14 protein-coding genes are annotated in these 14,353 nt (G+C 73.0%); 5 read left to right on the forward strand and 9 right to left on the reverse strand.

Annotated features, from left to right (window positions below; genetic code table 11):
- The first annotated feature begins 21 nt into the window (after positions 1 to 21).
- Together OG972_RS21845 and OG972_RS21850 are read left to right on the forward strand one after the other, a co-directional pair.
- Positions 22 to 1,734, forward strand: a complete 1,713-nt coding sequence (locus OG972_RS21845) for a SpoIIE family protein phosphatase (RefSeq protein WP_266983955.1) — start codon at positions 22 to 24, stop codon at positions 1,732 to 1,734.
- Between the two features lie 38 nt (positions 1,735 to 1,772).
- Complete coding sequence (locus tag OG972_RS21850; RefSeq protein ID WP_266983957.1) at positions 1,773 to 2,162, forward strand: hypothetical protein; 390 nt, start codon at positions 1,773 to 1,775, stop codon at positions 2,160 to 2,162.
- Between the two features lie 44 nt (positions 2,163 to 2,206).
- On the opposite strand, the gene OG972_RS21855 is transcribed toward OG972_RS21850, so the two are convergent.
- On the reverse strand, positions 2,207 to 3,055 hold the full coding sequence (locus OG972_RS21855) for a GNAT family N-acetyltransferase (RefSeq protein ID WP_266983959.1): 849 nt from the start codon (positions 3,053 to 3,055) through the stop codon (positions 2,207 to 2,209).
- Between the two features lie 48 nt (positions 3,056 to 3,103).
- Positions 3,104 to 4,453 carry a hypothetical protein gene (locus tag OG972_RS21860; RefSeq protein WP_266990652.1) on the reverse strand — a complete coding sequence of 450 codons (1,350 nt, stop codon included), beginning with the start codon at positions 4,451 to 4,453 and terminating at the stop codon, positions 3,104 to 3,106.
- Positions 4,454 to 4,675: 222 nt separating this feature from the next.
- Between OG972_RS21860 and OG972_RS21865 the strand changes: the two genes are divergently transcribed.
- The gene (locus OG972_RS21865; protein WP_266983962.1) at positions 4,676 to 6,028 is read left to right on the forward strand and encodes a molybdopterin-dependent oxidoreductase; all 1,353 of its coding nucleotides are present in this window, start codon (positions 4,676 to 4,678) and stop codon (positions 6,026 to 6,028) included.
- 337 nt (positions 6,029 to 6,365) lie between these two features.
- Here the strand turns inward: OG972_RS21865 and OG972_RS49270 are convergent, their stop codons facing one another.
- Genes OG972_RS49270 through OG972_RS21885 form a run of 3 tightly spaced genes read right to left on the reverse strand, consistent with a single transcriptional unit; the run spans position 6,366 to position 8,571 of the window.
- Positions 6,366 to 7,205: a methyltransferase domain-containing protein gene (locus tag OG972_RS49270; RefSeq protein WP_323135887.1), complete on the reverse strand. Its 840-nt coding sequence runs from the start codon at positions 7,203 to 7,205 to the stop codon at positions 6,366 to 6,368.
- Positions 7,202 to 7,843 (reverse strand): DUF2064 domain-containing protein, encoded by a 642-nt coding sequence (locus tag OG972_RS21880; RefSeq protein WP_266983966.1) that lies wholly within the window; start codon positions 7,841 to 7,843, stop codon positions 7,202 to 7,204. The genes OG972_RS49270 and OG972_RS21880 overlap by 4 nt, the downstream gene beginning before the upstream one ends.
- Before the next feature lie 2 nt (positions 7,844 to 7,845).
- Positions 7,846 to 8,571 carry a glycosyltransferase family 2 protein gene (locus OG972_RS21885; RefSeq protein ID WP_266983968.1) on the reverse strand — a complete coding sequence of 242 codons (726 nt, stop codon included), beginning with the start codon at positions 8,569 to 8,571 and terminating at the stop codon, positions 7,846 to 7,848.
- A gap of 123 nt (positions 8,572 to 8,694) precedes the next feature.
- Between OG972_RS21885 and OG972_RS21890 the strand changes: the two genes are divergently transcribed.
- Complete coding sequence (locus OG972_RS21890; protein ID WP_266983970.1) at positions 8,695 to 9,480, forward strand: response regulator transcription factor; 786 nt, start codon at positions 8,695 to 8,697, stop codon at positions 9,478 to 9,480.
- Positions 9,477 to 10,628 carry a sensor histidine kinase KdpD gene (locus OG972_RS21895; RefSeq protein WP_266983972.1) on the forward strand — a complete coding sequence of 384 codons (1,152 nt, stop codon included), beginning with the start codon at positions 9,477 to 9,479 and terminating at the stop codon, positions 10,626 to 10,628. Before OG972_RS21890 ends, OG972_RS21895 begins: the two co-directional genes overlap by 4 nt.
- Here OG972_RS21895 and OG972_RS21900 read toward each other — a convergent pair.
- The 4 genes from OG972_RS21900 to OG972_RS21915 form a co-directional block, all read right to left on the reverse strand.
- Positions 10,618 to 11,679: an NAD(P)-dependent oxidoreductase gene (locus OG972_RS21900; RefSeq protein ID WP_266983974.1), complete on the reverse strand. Its 1,062-nt coding sequence runs from the start codon at positions 11,677 to 11,679 to the stop codon at positions 10,618 to 10,620. The genes OG972_RS21895 and OG972_RS21900 overlap by 11 nt on opposite strands.
- Positions 11,680 to 11,882: 203 nt before the next feature.
- On the reverse strand, positions 11,883 to 12,485 hold the full coding sequence (locus tag OG972_RS21905; protein ID WP_266983976.1) for a hypothetical protein: 603 nt from the start codon (positions 12,483 to 12,485) through the stop codon (positions 11,883 to 11,885).
- Positions 12,482 to 13,738: an MAB_1171c family putative transporter gene (locus OG972_RS21910; protein WP_266983978.1), complete on the reverse strand. Its 1,257-nt coding sequence runs from the start codon at positions 13,736 to 13,738 to the stop codon at positions 12,482 to 12,484. Before OG972_RS21910 ends, OG972_RS21905 begins: the two co-directional genes overlap by 4 nt.
- 36 nt (positions 13,739 to 13,774) lie before the next feature.
- On the reverse strand, positions 13,775 to 14,347 hold the full coding sequence (locus tag OG972_RS21915) for a toxin (RefSeq protein WP_266983980.1): 573 nt from the start codon (positions 14,345 to 14,347) through the stop codon (positions 13,775 to 13,777).
- Between the last annotated feature and the right edge of the window lie 6 nt (positions 14,348 to 14,353).

The raw sequence follows: 14,353 nt of genomic DNA on the forward strand, positions 1-14,353 counted from the left end.
GCCCCGCCCCAGGAGGTTCCCTTGCAGGCCGATGCGCACGCCGACAGCCCGCCACCGCTCGACCTCGCAGTCCTGGCGGCGCTTCTCGACAGCACCATGGCAGGGGTGGGCGTCCTCGACACCCGGCTGCGCTACCTGTACGTGAACCCGGCCCTCGCACGGCTCAACGGCATCCCCGCCGCCGAACACCTCGGCCGCACCGTCTCCGACGTCCTGCCCTACGTCGACGCCCGGGAGGACATGATGCGGGCGGTCCTCGCCGACGGGAAACCTCGCGAGATCACGTCCAGCGGCTTCACGCCCGCGGCGTCCGGCACAGCCCGGCGGTACTGGCACGGCGCGTACCACCGGCTGGAGGTCGAAGGGCAGGTGGTGGGCGTCGCCGGGATCGTGCTGGAGGTGATGGCGCCGGACAAGGAGCAGCGCGAACTGGAACAGGTGCGACGCCACCTCAACCTTCTCGACTCCGCGGTCACCCGGATCGGTACCACGCTCGACATGGACACCACCTGCGCGGAGCTCGTCGACCTTGTCGTCCCCGCGCTGGCCGACGTCGCGGCGGCCGAGGTCTTCCCGCCCGACGTGGCACCTCCCGTACGCCCCGCGCCTCCCGGCATGCTGCGGCTGCGCCGGGCCGCACTGGCGGCGGTCCCCGGGCTGCGGGAGGGGATGGCGGAGTTCGGGCTGTCCGGCGAGTACATCGACTACCAGGACGGCGCGGCCGTACAGCGCTGCCTGGCGACCAACCAGCCCGTCGTCCGGAACCTCACCGGCGACGATCTGCTCGGCCGCTCGGCAGCCGGTCCGGGACGGGTCGCCGCCTACCGCGCCCTCGGCATGCATTCGTCGGTCATCGTGCCGGTCGCCGTACGCAGCCGGCCGCTCGGCGTCCTCAGCCTGGTCCGGGCGGGGGACTCGCCTGCGTTCTCGGACGAGGACGTCGTCGTCGCCAGGGAACTCGCCGGACGGGCCGCGGTCGGTCTGGACCATGCCCGCAGTTACGCCCACGAGCACACCATCGCCCTGGAGCTCCAGCGCTCCCTGCTGTCCGAGCCGCGCCCGCCGCACCCGCACATCGAGATCGCCACCCGCTATCTGCCGGCCGACCGGAGCGTGATGGTCGGCGGCGACTGGTTCGACGTCATCCCGCTGCGGGACGGGCGTCATCTGAAGGCCATCGGCGACGTGATGGGGCACGGGGTGGAGGCGGCGGTCGCGATGAGCCACTACCGCTCCCTGCTGCGGCTGCTCGCCGACGACGACCTCCCGCCGCACCGCATCCTGGAACAGCTCGACCGGATGGTGGAGCGGTCGGGCCCGGACCGGGCGGCGACATGTCTGCTGGCGGTCGTCGACCACTTCGGCGGGATGTGCGAGGTGGCGAGCGCGGGGCATCTGCCGCCGGTGTTCATCGACCCGGGCGAGGCGGGGACCCGGGTGGGCGACGTACCGGCGGGGCCGCCGCTCGGCACCGGGTTCGGCGGGTATGCGACGACGGCCGTGGAGGTCGGTCCGGACACGGTGCTGTTCATGTACACCGACGGTCTCGTGGAGCGGCGGGACGAGGACATCGACGTATCGGTGCGCCGGCTGGAGCAACTGACCCTGCCGGCGAGCGGAAGCCTCGACGATCTGCTGGACGAGGTGCTGGAGAGGTTCGGTCCGGGCGCGGAGGACGACATCGCGGTGCTTGCCTCGCGGAAACGGACACGGATCGGGAAGGAGAGCGGGTAGCAGCCGCGTTGTCGGTGGGCCCTGCGAGGATCGGTGTCATGGAGACCTCGGAGCCGTTGCTGCTCGTCGATATCGAAGCGGCTGTCCGCGCCGGTTGGGGGGCCGACACGGCCACGCCCGATCACCGGCCGCACTGGACGCCGGACAACCCGGCCCGGGACCAGTGCGGGGTCACCGCCCTGGTGCCGGGCGATCTGCTGGGCGGTGAGCTGATCCGCGGCGAGGTCCGGGTCGACGGTGAGCGCACCGACTTCCACTGGTGGAACCGGCTGGGCATGGGCGTGGAGATCGACCTCACGCGGGAGCAGTTCGGGCCGGAGGAGATCGTCACCGGTGGCACGGTGATACCCCGGCCGGCGGAGATCGTACGGCTGCGCGAGGAGTACGAGCTGCTCCGCGGCCGGGTGCTGGACCGGCTCGGGCGGTAGCGGGACGGGCAGAGGCCGACGGCGGCGGTGGGGGCGCCCGTCGGTCAGCCGAGTTCCAGGCTGGTGATGCCGAACAGCCCGGTGTGGTCGACGTCCGGCGTCGGACCCGTGTACATGCGGGCTGTCTCGAACGACGGGGTGAGACCCAGCTGCTCGGCGAGTCGGACCGCCGCCGGATTGATGTCGGGTACGTCGACGGCGATCTCCGTCTCCGGGTCAGTGGCCGAGAGGGCGCTCACCAGGGCGGCGGCCACCTCGGGCGACGTGGCGTGCAGCGGGCCGATGCGTGACGACGTACGGCACGGGCGCAGCACGGCGAAGCCCTGCACCTCCCCGTCGGCCACGGCGGCGAGAGCGGTGCGCATGGGGGTGGCGATCCACAGGGCCAGAAAACTGTCGCGCTCGGCGGGGAAGTAGCGGCGGTCGAAGGCGGCCAGCCGGCCGAAGGGGAGCGACCGGGCGTCGACGAGGGAGACACCGGGCGGTGCGGTGATGTCCGTCGGCGGCAGTCCGACCCGGCGCATGTTCGTCCACGCCGGACGGAAGCCGGATTTACGGTAGTTGGACTGCTGGGCGACGACGCCGTCGAGCCCGACGTTGCGCCCGGCGAGCCGGTTCATTCCGGCGCGCCAGACCTGGGTCCCGTAACCCTGGCCGCGCAGTTCCGGGCGGGTGAGATAGAAGCCCAGGAAGCCGAAGCCGGAGCCGTAACGGATCACGGAGACGGAGGAGACGGGCTCGCCGTCGAGTCTGCCGATCAGAAAGCCGCGAGGGTCGGTGGCGAAGAAGGCGTGGCTGTCGGTGCGGCCCGGATTCCAGCCCTCGGCGTGGGCCCACTCGCCCAGCATGTCGATGTCGGCGGCGCTTGCGGTGGTGATCTCGAATGTCGGCACGGGGCAACCTGTACCCCGTGCGTGATGGGTTCAATGTGCTCCCCGAACTCACCACCCGGTCCAGAGCAGGTGGTTGACGAGCAGGGCGACGACCGCCTGCGCGGCCAGCCAGCCGCGGCGGGCGGACGGGGGGAGCAGGGCGGCGGCAGGCAGCAGCCAGAGGACGAACGGCTGCCAGATGCGTTCCGTCTCGGCCTTGCTCATTCCGGACAGATCGGCGACGAGGAGGGCGAGGAGCGCGGCCAGGGCGAGGAGGCTCAGCCGCTGCGGTGCGGAGGTGGTGCCGGTGCGGACGGCGCGGACGGCGGAGGGGGCACCGGCCGCGGCCCGGCGGAGACCGGCGACGGTGGCGAGCCCGGCGGCGATCGTGGTGGCCGCGAGGTTCCCCCAGACCCAGTAGGCGTACGGACGGATCCCGCCCGCGCCCTGGTAGTAGCGCTGGACCAGCAGCCGGTACGCCTCCCACCAGTTGAAGCCCGCCAGGGTGAAGGCGACCGGGACGACGAGCGCCCCGAGCAGGAGAAGCGGAAGGGGGCGCGCGGTGCGGGCGAGGAGAAGGACGGCGAGGAGCAGGAGCGCGATGAGCGTCAGGCCGTACGAGAGATAGCAGGTCAGGCCGTAGAGGAGTCCGGAGGCGAGGGCGGCCGCGACGGCACGGCCCGGCCGGGTGGTCCGGCGGGTTGCCGCCAGGGCGAGGAGGGCGACCGACCACGCGGCGACCGCGGCGAACCAGGCGTCCGCCGAGGCGCCGGTCCAGACCGCCATCGGCGCGAGGACGAGGAACGGGGCGGCGCGGCGGGCGAGGTGTTCGTCGGCGAGGGCGCGCACCGTGATCAGGGCGGCGACGACCGCGGAGCCGCCGAGCACGATGCACCAGACGCCGGCCCAGCCGCCGCCGCCCAGTCCGATCCGGTCCAGCAGCACGAAGGTGAGCGTGGCGCCCGGCGGATGACCGGCGACATGGGCGGGCCAGTTGCCCGGGGGGCCGATCAGGATGTGCGAGTCGAATCCGCGCAGCGCTGCGCCGATATCGTCGAAGCGACTGATGACCTGCAGGTATTCATGCTTCGTGGTGAGCCGCTCGGCGATGCCTCGCCTCCAGCCGTCGATCATCGCCAGGGAGAAGATCCAGCCGAGGGAGGCGGCCCACGCGGTCGCGAGCAGACCGCGCCAGGGCAGCCGGTCGGCGAGGACCGGCCCGTACGCGACGACGGCCGCGGCGACGACCACGGCGGCCGGGGTGCCGGGGCCGGTGTGCGGGTACCAGGACGCCAGCAGGGGCGGCCAGTGGACGACGAGGCTGCCGTCGGCGTCCTGGATGGCCCGGCCGATCAGCACGGCGGCGGTGACCAGCAGGACACCTGCGGCGGCGGCGATCAGGTCGAGGCGTCGGCCCATGGCGCGGTGGTTGCGGCCGGCGGTGCGCTGCTCACGTTTCACGTGCTCCTCGGTCTTCACACCGGCACGCTATGCAGGGCGGGGCGCTGACGGGCGGTGCCACCGGGGCGCGTCATCGAACTGTCAGTTCTTGGCCCGGTTGGCGGTCATCGGGAGTGACGTCAGAGTTTCGTCAGGAGTCGTACGCGCTCCGGCCCGAGACGCCGGGCTTAGCGTCGGACCATGGGCGACAGGCGTCACAACAGAGCGTTTCGGTTCCCGTTCCGCTTCGACGGGAAGGGCCGTGCCGGGCCATCAGGTGACGGACCGTCCGCGGGGCGGGTCCCGGCCGTTCTCGAACGGCTCCGGACCACGGACCGGCTGCCCTCCTCCCCCGGGTTCTGGCGCAGCTCCGTGCGCGGCGTCCGGTTCACGGCGGTGCTCGGGCTCGTCCTCCTCGTTGGGCTGACGCTGGTGTTCGTGACGGGGCTGCTGTCGTACGCCGCGTACAACCCGGATCTTGCGCCGGTCAACGACAAGACGCCGGGCAAGGGGGTGCTGGGGTTCTACCTGTTCGCCTGGCCGACCGGACCGCACTGGCTGTACCGGCTGACACAGGGGCTGCACGTCACGGGCGGCATCGTGCTCGTACCGGTGCTGCTGGCGAAGCTGTGGTCGGTGATCCCGAAGCTTTTCGCGCTGCCGCCGGCCCGGTCGGTGGGGCACGCCCTGGAACGGGTGTCGTTGCTGCTGCTCGTCGGCGGGGCGCTGTTCGAGTTCATCACCGGGCTGCTCAACATCCAGCTGGAGTACGTGTTCCCGGGGTCGTTCTATCCGCTGCACTTCTACGGTGCGTGGGTGTTCTTCGCCGGGTTCGTCGCCCACGTCGGGCTGAAGCTCCCGAGGGCCGTACGGGTGCTGCGCAGCGGTGAACTGCGGGGTGAGACCGATGAGCTGGCGTCCCCCGCCCCCCATACGCCGACCATCTCCCGGCGCGGCGCCTTCGCCATGGTGGGCGCCGGGTCGCTCCTCCTGCTGGTCACCTCGGTGGGCCGGAGCTTCGACGCGCTGCGCAGCACCGCACTCCTCACCCCGCGCGGGGTCGCCGACCCCGGGACGGGGCCCAACGGCTTCCAGATCAACAAGACGGCCGCGTCCGTCCGGATCACCCCGGCCGACACGGGTGAACGGTGGCGGCTGACCGTCAGCGGACCCGCCGGGGATCTTGCGTTCACGCGGGAACAGCTCCTGGCCATGGACCAGTACAGCGCGGCGTTGCCGATCGCGTGCGTGGAGGGCTGGTCGACCGCGAACCAGTGGTGGCGCGGGGTGCGGTTGCGGGATCTGGCAGCGCTCGCCGGGTATCCGGACCGGCCGCCGGGGGTGTTCGTGGAGTCCGTGCAGCGCAGCGGGCCGTTCCGGAAGGCCGCGCTCCGCGACAACCAGGTGCGCGACCCGCGCTCGCTGCTGGCGCTGGAGGTCAACGGCGAGACGCTGTCGCCGGACCACGGGTACCCGGCGCGGATCATCGTGCCGGCCGCACCCGGCGTGCTCAACACCAAATGGGTGACCCGGCTGACGTTCGGAGAGCTGTGATGCGGAAGGCGAATGGCCCGCGGTCCGCGGCGGTCTTCAGGCGCTGGTACGGGGAAGGGCCGCTGCATCTCCTGCTCCTGGCCGCCACCTTCGCCCTCGCGGGCTACGCGGGTGTGCGGCTGCTGGAGGGGGACACGTTCGGTGTCGCGGTGTGGTTCGTCGGCTCGGCGCTGGTACACGACCTTGTGCTGCTGCCGGTGTACGCGACGGCGGACCGGGCCGTGCGCGCGGTGCTGGGACCGGGCTCCGGGCTGGTCAACTTCGTCCGCGTGCCCGCCTTTCTCTCAGGATTGCTCCTGCTGATGTGGTTCCCGCTGATCAGCAGGCACGCGACCCATTACAAGCCGGCGAGCGGGCTCTCCCCCGATGTGTTCCTCGGGAACTGGCTGCTGATCACGGCGGCGTTGTTCGCGGTGTCGGCGTTCTGGCTGGGCGTCCGGACCCTCCGGGTGCGGCGCAGGGCGATGAAGGGGCGGCCGTCCGCCACCCACTGATCGACGGCCCGCCAGGCATTCGGCTGCGCGTACCGGAGCAGGGCCGGGGTGCCGAGCCGGGCCCAGGGGAAGAGCGCGCCCTTGGTGGCGGCCCGGTCCTCCTCGCCGGTCCCTTCCGGTGCGAGGCGACCGTCGTACAACCGGACCTGGACCCGTTCGTCGATGTCCAGCGGCGACGTCTCCGCGATGAGGAGCCCGCCGGGGGCGAGGAGGTCCGCGGTGCGCTGCAGGAGACCGTGCGGGTCGCCGCCGATGCCGATGTTGCCGTCGATCAGCAGCACGGTGCCCCAGCGGCCCTCGCCGGGAAGCGGGTCGAAGACGGAGCGGTGCAGCGCCGAGCCGCCGACCCGGAGCGTGTGGGCGACGGCGGCGGCGCTGACGTCGATGCCGAGTGCGCGGTGGCCGCGGGAGGCCAGTTCCGCGACGAGGCGGCCGGGGCCGCACCCGATGTCGAGGACCGGCCCTTCGCAGCGGCGCAGCGCCGACAGGTCGGCGGCGTCGGCCTCCGCGCACCAGCGCTCGACGTCCAGGGGCAGCAGCCAGCCGTCCGTACGGCGGAGGAAGAGCGGGCCGTGGCCGTTGCGCAGCGCATCGGTGTAGGGGTCGGTGGACCACGGGGCGAGGTTTTCTCGTTCGGAACCTGCCGTGCTCGTGGCGTCGCGGTCCGCAGCCGTACCGCTCATCGGGCCGCCGCCGCGGTCAGCCGGGCCAGCGCGGCGGCGAACTCCCCCCGCGGTGCGGCGGCGGCGACGTGCGCGGCGTCCGCCGCGGTGTCCACGTCCCGCAGCCGTGGCAGATCACGCACGGTCAGTCCGGCGTCGACGAGACGCCGCCGCTGGACCGCACCGGTCTGCGGGACGGACATGGGCACGCCGCGCACCAGGGCCGGGTCGGGGGCGGCCAGGCCGAGTGCCCAGAAGCCGCCGTCGTCGGCGGGGCCGAACCAGGCGTCGCAGTTGTCCCAGGCGTCCGGGGAGAGCGCGGGTGCCAGATGGGCGGCGGTGATCTGCGGGGTGTCCATGCCGATGAGCAGGGCCGGACCGGTACAGCCGGCGAACGCCGCCGCGAGTCGCTCGTCGAGTCCGCCGGAGCTCTGCGCCACCACGTCGACGCCGGCCGGCAGCCAGGGCCCCGGCCGCCCGTCGAGCACGAGTACGCGCCGCCGGGCGGGCAGCGAGAGCATCGTACGCAGCGTGTCCCGGAGCGCCGCTTCGGCGAGCTGCGCCGCCTCGGCGGGGGTGAACGGCGGGGTGAGCCGGGTTTTGACGAGTCCCGGCAGCGGTTCCTTGGCGATGACGAGGAGGGCGGTCGGTCCGGGCATGCTCACCGGGACGCCTCCCGTCGGGCCGTCCCCGCGGTTGTCCGTTCCGGCGGCCTGTGCAGGACCGCGCGCATGTCCCGTACCGCATGCCAGGTCCCCCGCCAGGTGCCGGTCACCTTGGACCTGCCCGTACGCGGCAGGTACGGGACATCGGTCTCGGTGACCCGCAGCCCGGCGTCCGACGCGCGCACCACCATCTCCAGCGGGTAGCCGCTGCGCCGGTCGGTGAGCTCGAGAGCCAGCAGGTCCGCCCGGCGCCCCGCCCGCATCGGGCCGAGGTCGTGCAGGCGCAGTCCCGTCCGGCGGCGCACCATCCGGGCCAGGGCCAGATTCCCGGCGCGGGCGTGCAGCGGCCACGCGCCACGGCCCTGGGGGCGGCGGCGCCCCAGCAGCAGATCGGTCTCGCCGTCGGCGATCCGGCGTACGAAGCCGGGCAGCAGACCCGGGTCGAGGGAACCGTCGCAGTCGCAGAAGCAGACGAAATCCGCCTCGGCGGCGAGCAGTCCGGCTTGGCACGCGGCGCCGAAGCCGCGTCGCGGCTCATGTACGACGGTCGCCCCGAGCGAGCGGGCGAGCTCCGCCGATCCGTCGGTGGAGCCGTTGTCGACGACGACGGCGCGCCAGCCGTGCGGGATTCGGCCCAGCACCCGGGGCAGCGCGGCGGCCTCGTCCAGACAGGGGAGGACCACGTCGGCGTGGGGGGAGCGGGCGGAGTAGGAGTCGGTCACCCCGCTCACACTACGGAGCGAAAACCGGCATTTCGGGCTTCAGGTTCTTACGGAAGACGGACGTCGACCCTTCGGCGGACCGCCGAGTGCCCGACCCGGTGGCCGGGATGCCAAGGTGACCGTATGGAGAACATCCCGGACCCCCCGGGTCCCGGACCCGCCCCCGGCGGGCCGCGCGGCCATGTCCTCGTCGTCGACGACGATCCGACGGTCGCCGAGGTGGTCGTCGGCTATCTGGACCGGGCGGGTTACGACGTCCGGCGGGCCGGTGACGGTCCGTCGGCGCTGGAGTGCTTCGCCGGGCGCCGGCCCGACCTGGTCGTCCTCGATCTGATGCTGCCCGGCATGGACGGTTTCGAGGTCTGCCGCCGGATGCGGGCGTACGGGCCCGTGCCGGTCATCATGCTGACGGCGCGTGGGGACGAGGACGACCGCATTCTGGGCCTGGAGACGGGCGCGGACGACTACGTCACCAAGCCGTTCAGTCCGCGTGAGCTCGTGCTGCGCGTCGACTCCGTGCTGCGCCGGTCCGCGCCGCCCGCCGCGGGCTCCGCCCGTTCCCCGCTGGAGGGCGCCGGACTCCGTCTCGACCCGGCGGCCCGCCGCGCGACCCGTGACGGTCATGAACTGTCCCTGACCTTGCGGGAGTTCGACCTTCTCGCGTTCTTTCTGCGCCACCCCGGGCAGGTGTTCACCCGGGAGGAGCTGATGCGGGAGGTCTGGGGCTGGGACTTCGGTGACCTGTCGACGGTGACGGTCCATGTGCGGCGGCTGCGGGGCAAGGCCGAGGCGGATCCGGGCCGTCCGAGGCTCATCCAGACGGTGTGGGGTGTGGGCTACCGCCTGGACCTGACCGGGGGGACGGCGGCCGAAGGGACGACGGCCTGGGGCGGGGCGGACGGCTCATGACCGACCTCCTCCTCATCGCCCTCTTCGCGTTCCTGGGCGCCGCGGCAGCCGGACTGCTCGGCGCGCTGGTCCTGCGGCTGTTCCGGCACCGTTCGCTCGTGGTGTCGCTGACCGTCGTCGCCGCCGTCGCAGTGACCGCGATGCTCGCCGGGACCCTCGCGGTCGCCTGGGCGATGTTCCTGTCGCCGCACGACCTGGCCGTCGTCACGACCGTCGTCGCGATGGCCGCCGTGGTGTCCCTCGGCACCGCGATGCTGCTGGGACGCTGGGTGGCGGCCAGAAGCAGGGATCTGACGCTCGCGGCCCGTTCGTTCGGCGACGGCGGTACGTTCGCCGCCCCCGAGGAACGGGCGACCGCCGAACTCGCCTCCCTGGCCAGGGAACTGGCGGCCACCAGCGCCAAGCTCGACAGCTCCCGGGAGCGCGAACGCGCACTGGAGACCTCGCGTCGCGAACTCGTCGCCTGGATCTCGCACGATCTGCGGACACCGCTCGCCGGGCTGCGGGCCATGTCCGAGGCGCTGGAGGACGGCATGGCCGCCGACTCCGGCCGCTACCTGCGGCAGATACGGACCGAGGTGGAGCGGATGAACGACATGGTCGGCGACCTCTTCGAACTCTCCCGGATCCACGCCGGATCGCTCACCCTGACCCCGGCCCGCATCTCCGTGTACGACCTGGTCGGCGACGCCCTCGCAGGGGCGGACCCGCTGGCGCGGGAGCACGGGGTGCGGCTGGTCGGCGACCGGATCGACCCGGTGCCGGTGGAGGTCGACAGCAAGGAGATGAGCCGGGTCCTGGGCAACCTCCTGATCAACGCGATCCGCCGCACCCCGGCCGACGGCACGGTCGCGGTGGCCGCGCAGCGCGCCGACGGCGCGGTGGTGCTGTCGGTGACGGACGGCTGCGGGGGCATCCCCGAGGAGGATCTGCCGCGGGTCTTCGACACGGGCTGGCGCGGCAGCCACGCGCGCACGCCTCCGGCGGGGGCGGGGCTGGGGCTGGCCATCGTGCGGGGGATCGTGGAGGCGCACGAGGGCCGGGCGGAGGTCCGTAATGTGAGGGGCGGCTGCTGCTTCGAGGTCACGCTTCCGGTGGCACGCCGGCCGGGCCGTCCGGAGACGGAGCGGCCGCCGGTCAACCCGTAGCGACCGCCCCTCTCAACGCCGCCCCGGCGAACTCCTCCATCCCCTCCGCGAACCCCACCTCCGGGCGCCAGCCGAGTTCCTCCCTCAGCCGTCGCGAGTCCGCCGTCACATGGCGTACGTCTCCGAGCCGGTACCCGCCGGTGATCTCCGGTGCCGGACCACCGTGCGCGGACGCCAGCGCCGCCGCCATCTCGCCGATCGTGTGCGGATCCCCGCTCCCCGTGTTGTACGCGGCGAAACTCCCAGCCCCGCGTCCCCCCACGGCCTCCAGCGCCACCGCGTTCGCGGCCGCCACATCCCGTACATGGACGAAGTCCCGCCGCTGACCGCCGTCCTCGAAGACCTGCGGCGCCTCGCCCCGCTCCAGCGAGGAGCGGAAGAAGGAGGCGACCCCCGCGTACGGGGTGTCGCGCGGCATCCCCGGCCCGTACACGTTGTGGTAGCGCAGGGCCACCGCCCGGCCGCCCGTCGCCCGCGCCCACGCGGCGGCCAGATGTTCCTGGGCGAGCTTCGTCGCCGCGTACACATTGCGCGGGTCGGTGGGCGCGTCCTCGCCCACCAGCCCCGGCGTCAGCTCCGCCCCGCAGTCCGGGCAGCGCGGCTCGAACCGGCCCGCCGCCAGATCGTCCACGGCCCGCGGCCCGGGCCGGATCCGCCCGTGCCGGGGGCAGTCGTACCGCCCCTCGCCGTAGACGACCATCGACCCGGCGAGCACCAGATTCCGCACACCGGCCGCGGCCATCTCCGCCAGCAGGACGGCGGTCCCGAGGTCGTTGCAGCCGACGTACTCCGGGGCGTCCGCGAAGTCCTTGCCCAGACCGACCATCGCGGCCTGATGGCAGACCGCGTCGACGCCCCGCAGCGCATCGGCCACCGCCGCCCGGTCCCGGACATCGGCAAGGATCAGCCCGTCCCGGCCGCCTGCGGCGCCCACGCCGTGCGCCGACTGCAGCAGCGCGTCGAACACCACCACCTCGTGCCTCCGCGCCGCCAGTGCCCCGGCGATGTGTCCCCCGATGAAACCGGCTCCGCCGGTGAGCAGTACACGCATGTCCGTCACGCTAGGTCGCGCCACCGGCTCGGGCCCGGCGCCGTGCGGGCACGTCACGGAATCGTCAGACCGAACGGGCGGCGGCGGGCCGGGACATCACGGTGGCGACGTCCGGGGCGTCGGTGTCCAGGACCGGCGCCGGGGTCCGGAACGCGAGACGGCGTCGTGCAGGCGCAGTACGCGGCGGCGGAACCTGGTGGCCGTCAGACGAGCAGGAACGCGGCCGCCGTCCCCGCACCCAGCGCCGAGCCCGCCACCGTCTGGGCGACGCTGTGGTAGCCGAGCGCCACCCGTGACCAGCACACGGCGGCCGTCATCGCGTACGCGAGCAGCCACCACGGTGAGTGGACCGCGGCCAGCAGCGCGACGACCGCCGAGGCGACCGACGCGTCCACCGAGATCTTCCAGACGGTGTTGACGGCCAGCAGCACGACCGTCATCGCCCACAGTGCCAGCATCGCCACCAGGATCCCGGTGGGCGCGTGCCCGAGGACCATGACGACCGAGCCCGCGCCGATCGAGCCGAGGATGACGAGGAAGATCGGTGCGCGCTTCGTACGGTCGACGACATGCCGGTCGCCCCAGGTGCCGCGCCCCCGCTCCCACTCGATGTATCCGGCCGGGACGGTCCCGGCGCACAGGGCGCCGAGCAGGCCCCACAGCAGACCGGTCCAGTGGCCGGCGGCGGCCAGCCCGATGGCGAGCATGCCGGCCAGCAGGAGGTTGCGGGGCTGCAGCGCGTCCGTGACCGCGCGGGCGGTCGAGGTCGTCGTGTCGGAGCCGGTGGCCGAACCGGTGGTCGTCATGCCGTCCTCTCCATGGCCGCCGAAGCCGCGAGTATGTCCCGGGCCCGGTCCTCGGTGACGGTCCGGTAGGCCGTCGCCACCTGCACCAGCCACGCCACCTCGCCGTCCTGGTCGGTGGCGTGCTGGGTGCCGACCGCCGCGGCGCTCCCGGCGGGAGCGCCGGTGTTCATCGCGGTGAGGGCGGTCTTGATCCAGTACGCGTCGGCGAGCGGACCGGCCTTCTCGGGGGCAGGGCTGTCCGCCGCGGCAGCTGCCGTGGCGGCCGGGAGCAGGCTGTCCGGTACGTAGTGGCGCAACTTCTCGACCGCGTCCGCGATATCGGCGGCCCACCGGTCGATCCGGAGATCCGCGGGAGTGTCGAACCGGGTCAGTTCGCGGCGCAGCGAGGCCGGGGGCTCGAACGGCTGGTCGGGGAACGCCGTCATCAACTCGTACCAGAGCGCGTGCAGTCGGGTCTGGGCCCGCCACAGCTTCGCCCGGCGCCGCCCCTTGCTGAGGGCGGGGACGGAAGCGCCGACCGCGAAGAACGCGAACAGCACGACCTGCGCGGCCTCGGTGACCTCGTCGAACTCCAGTGCGAAGGCGGCGCTCGGCTGGTCGACGACGCTGACCCACAGGAACAGGGTGCGGCTGACCGTGTAGGCGACCCCGATGAACATCGCGAACGTCATCATCGCGAGCCCCACCCGCAGATGGCGCAGCCCGGCACCGGCGGTGGCCAGCGCCCACTGGTAGGCGCAGACCGCGGACGCGGCGCCGAGGTAGAGGTAGAACACGCTCATGTACAGCGTGGCGCCCCACTGGCCCGCATGGTCGGCGACGAAGCGGTCCGACGGCACGGAACGGTCGACGACGGTGAAGAAGAGCACCGTCAGCAGGATCAGCGTGGCGACGGACGCCTTGGCCGCCACCTGCTGGACCGCCCGGGCGAACCGGACGTGCCGCGGGATGTCACCGGCGTCGGGGTACTGGCCGTAGATGGCGACGATGTAGCTGAGGATCGCCAGGATCGCGATCGTCGCCGTGTAGTGCTTGATCAGAACCGAGAGGTCGGTGACCGGGCTGTCGTTGAGCCCGATCCGCACCACCTGGGTCTTGGTCCACAGGGCGGCGGCGAATCCGGCGTAGCAGCCCCACAGGGCGCGGCGACGCTTGTCCTCCTCGTCGCCCCACAGGGCGGCCGGCATGCGCCACACGGCGACAGCCGTCATCAGGACGGCTATGAGATAGCCGGCGAGGTCGAGCGGGGTCACGGCGGGATTCCTCTGGATGGGGGGAAGGGGACGGGGTCACGTACGGCGGAACAGTCCGCGGCGGCGGTGCGCGACCGGGCGCGACAGCGAATTGGCGAGGCGTCCCACCATGTCGTCGCTGGTCACGTCCCTGGCCATGCGGGGGATGAGCGAGGCGCCGAACTCGGCGATCCGCTCGTCGTGCGTGTCGTACTGGGCGCGGGCCTGGACGGTGGAGTCGCCCGCGCGCAGTGCGTCGGCGACGCCGGAGTCCACGACCCGGGAGATCAGGGACGTGTCGAAGACGGGCAGCAGCCGCTGGAGCTGGTCCGCGTCGAGCGAGGTGCCGTGGTCGAACCACTCGTGGCACAGCTCGTGCAGGATGACGTGCTGGGTCTGGTACGCGGTCGGGCGCCGCCGGTAGAGCACGAGGCTGGTCGAGCCGGAGGCGAGGCGCAGACCGCAGGCGGCATTGACGCGCGCCAGCCGGTCGGGCATTTCGTGCAGCACGATGGTGCGGCCGCGGGCCGCCTCCATGTTGGCCACCAGGCCAGCGATCGAGAACGGTGCGGGGATGGGGAGGTCGGCGAGTCCGGCCTCGCACTCCTTCCGCAGCTTGCGCAGGGACACGGCGGC

It is taken from the genome of Streptomyces sp. NBC_01669 (genome assembly GCF_026339735.1).
Classification (GTDB): Bacteria; Actinomycetota; Actinomycetes; order Streptomycetales; family Streptomycetaceae; genus Streptomyces; species Streptomyces yanii.

Bases quoted from the DNA above. Each gene is read 5' to 3' on its own strand.
- OG972_RS21850 (WP_266983957.1), top strand. From the start codon at position 1,773: ATGGAGACCTCGGAGCCGTTGCTGCTCGTCGATATCGAAGCGGCTGTC.
- OG972_RS21860 (WP_266990652.1), bottom strand. From the start codon at position 4,453: ATGGGCCGACGCCTCGACCTGATCGCCGCCGCCGCAGGTGTCCTGCTG.
- OG972_RS21865 (WP_266983962.1), top strand. From the start codon at position 4,676: ATGGGCGACAGGCGTCACAACAGAGCGTTTCGGTTCCCGTTCCGCTTC.
- OG972_RS49270 (WP_323135887.1), bottom strand. From the start codon at position 7,205: ATGAGCGGTACGGCTGCGGACCGCGACGCCACGAGCACGGCAGGTTCC.
- OG972_RS21880 (WP_266983966.1), bottom strand. From the start codon at position 7,843: ATGCCCGGACCGACCGCCCTCCTCGTCATCGCCAAGGAACCGCTGCCG.
- OG972_RS21890 (WP_266983970.1), top strand. From the start codon at position 8,695: ATGGAGAACATCCCGGACCCCCCGGGTCCCGGACCCGCCCCCGGCGGG.
- OG972_RS21895 (WP_266983972.1), top strand. From the start codon at position 9,477: ATGACCGACCTCCTCCTCATCGCCCTCTTCGCGTTCCTGGGCGCCGCG.
- OG972_RS21900 (WP_266983974.1), bottom strand. From the start codon at position 11,679: ATGCGTGTACTGCTCACCGGCGGAGCCGGTTTCATCGGGGGACACATC.
- OG972_RS21905 (WP_266983976.1), bottom strand. From the start codon at position 12,485: ATGACGACCACCGGTTCGGCCACCGGCTCCGACACGACGACCTCGACC.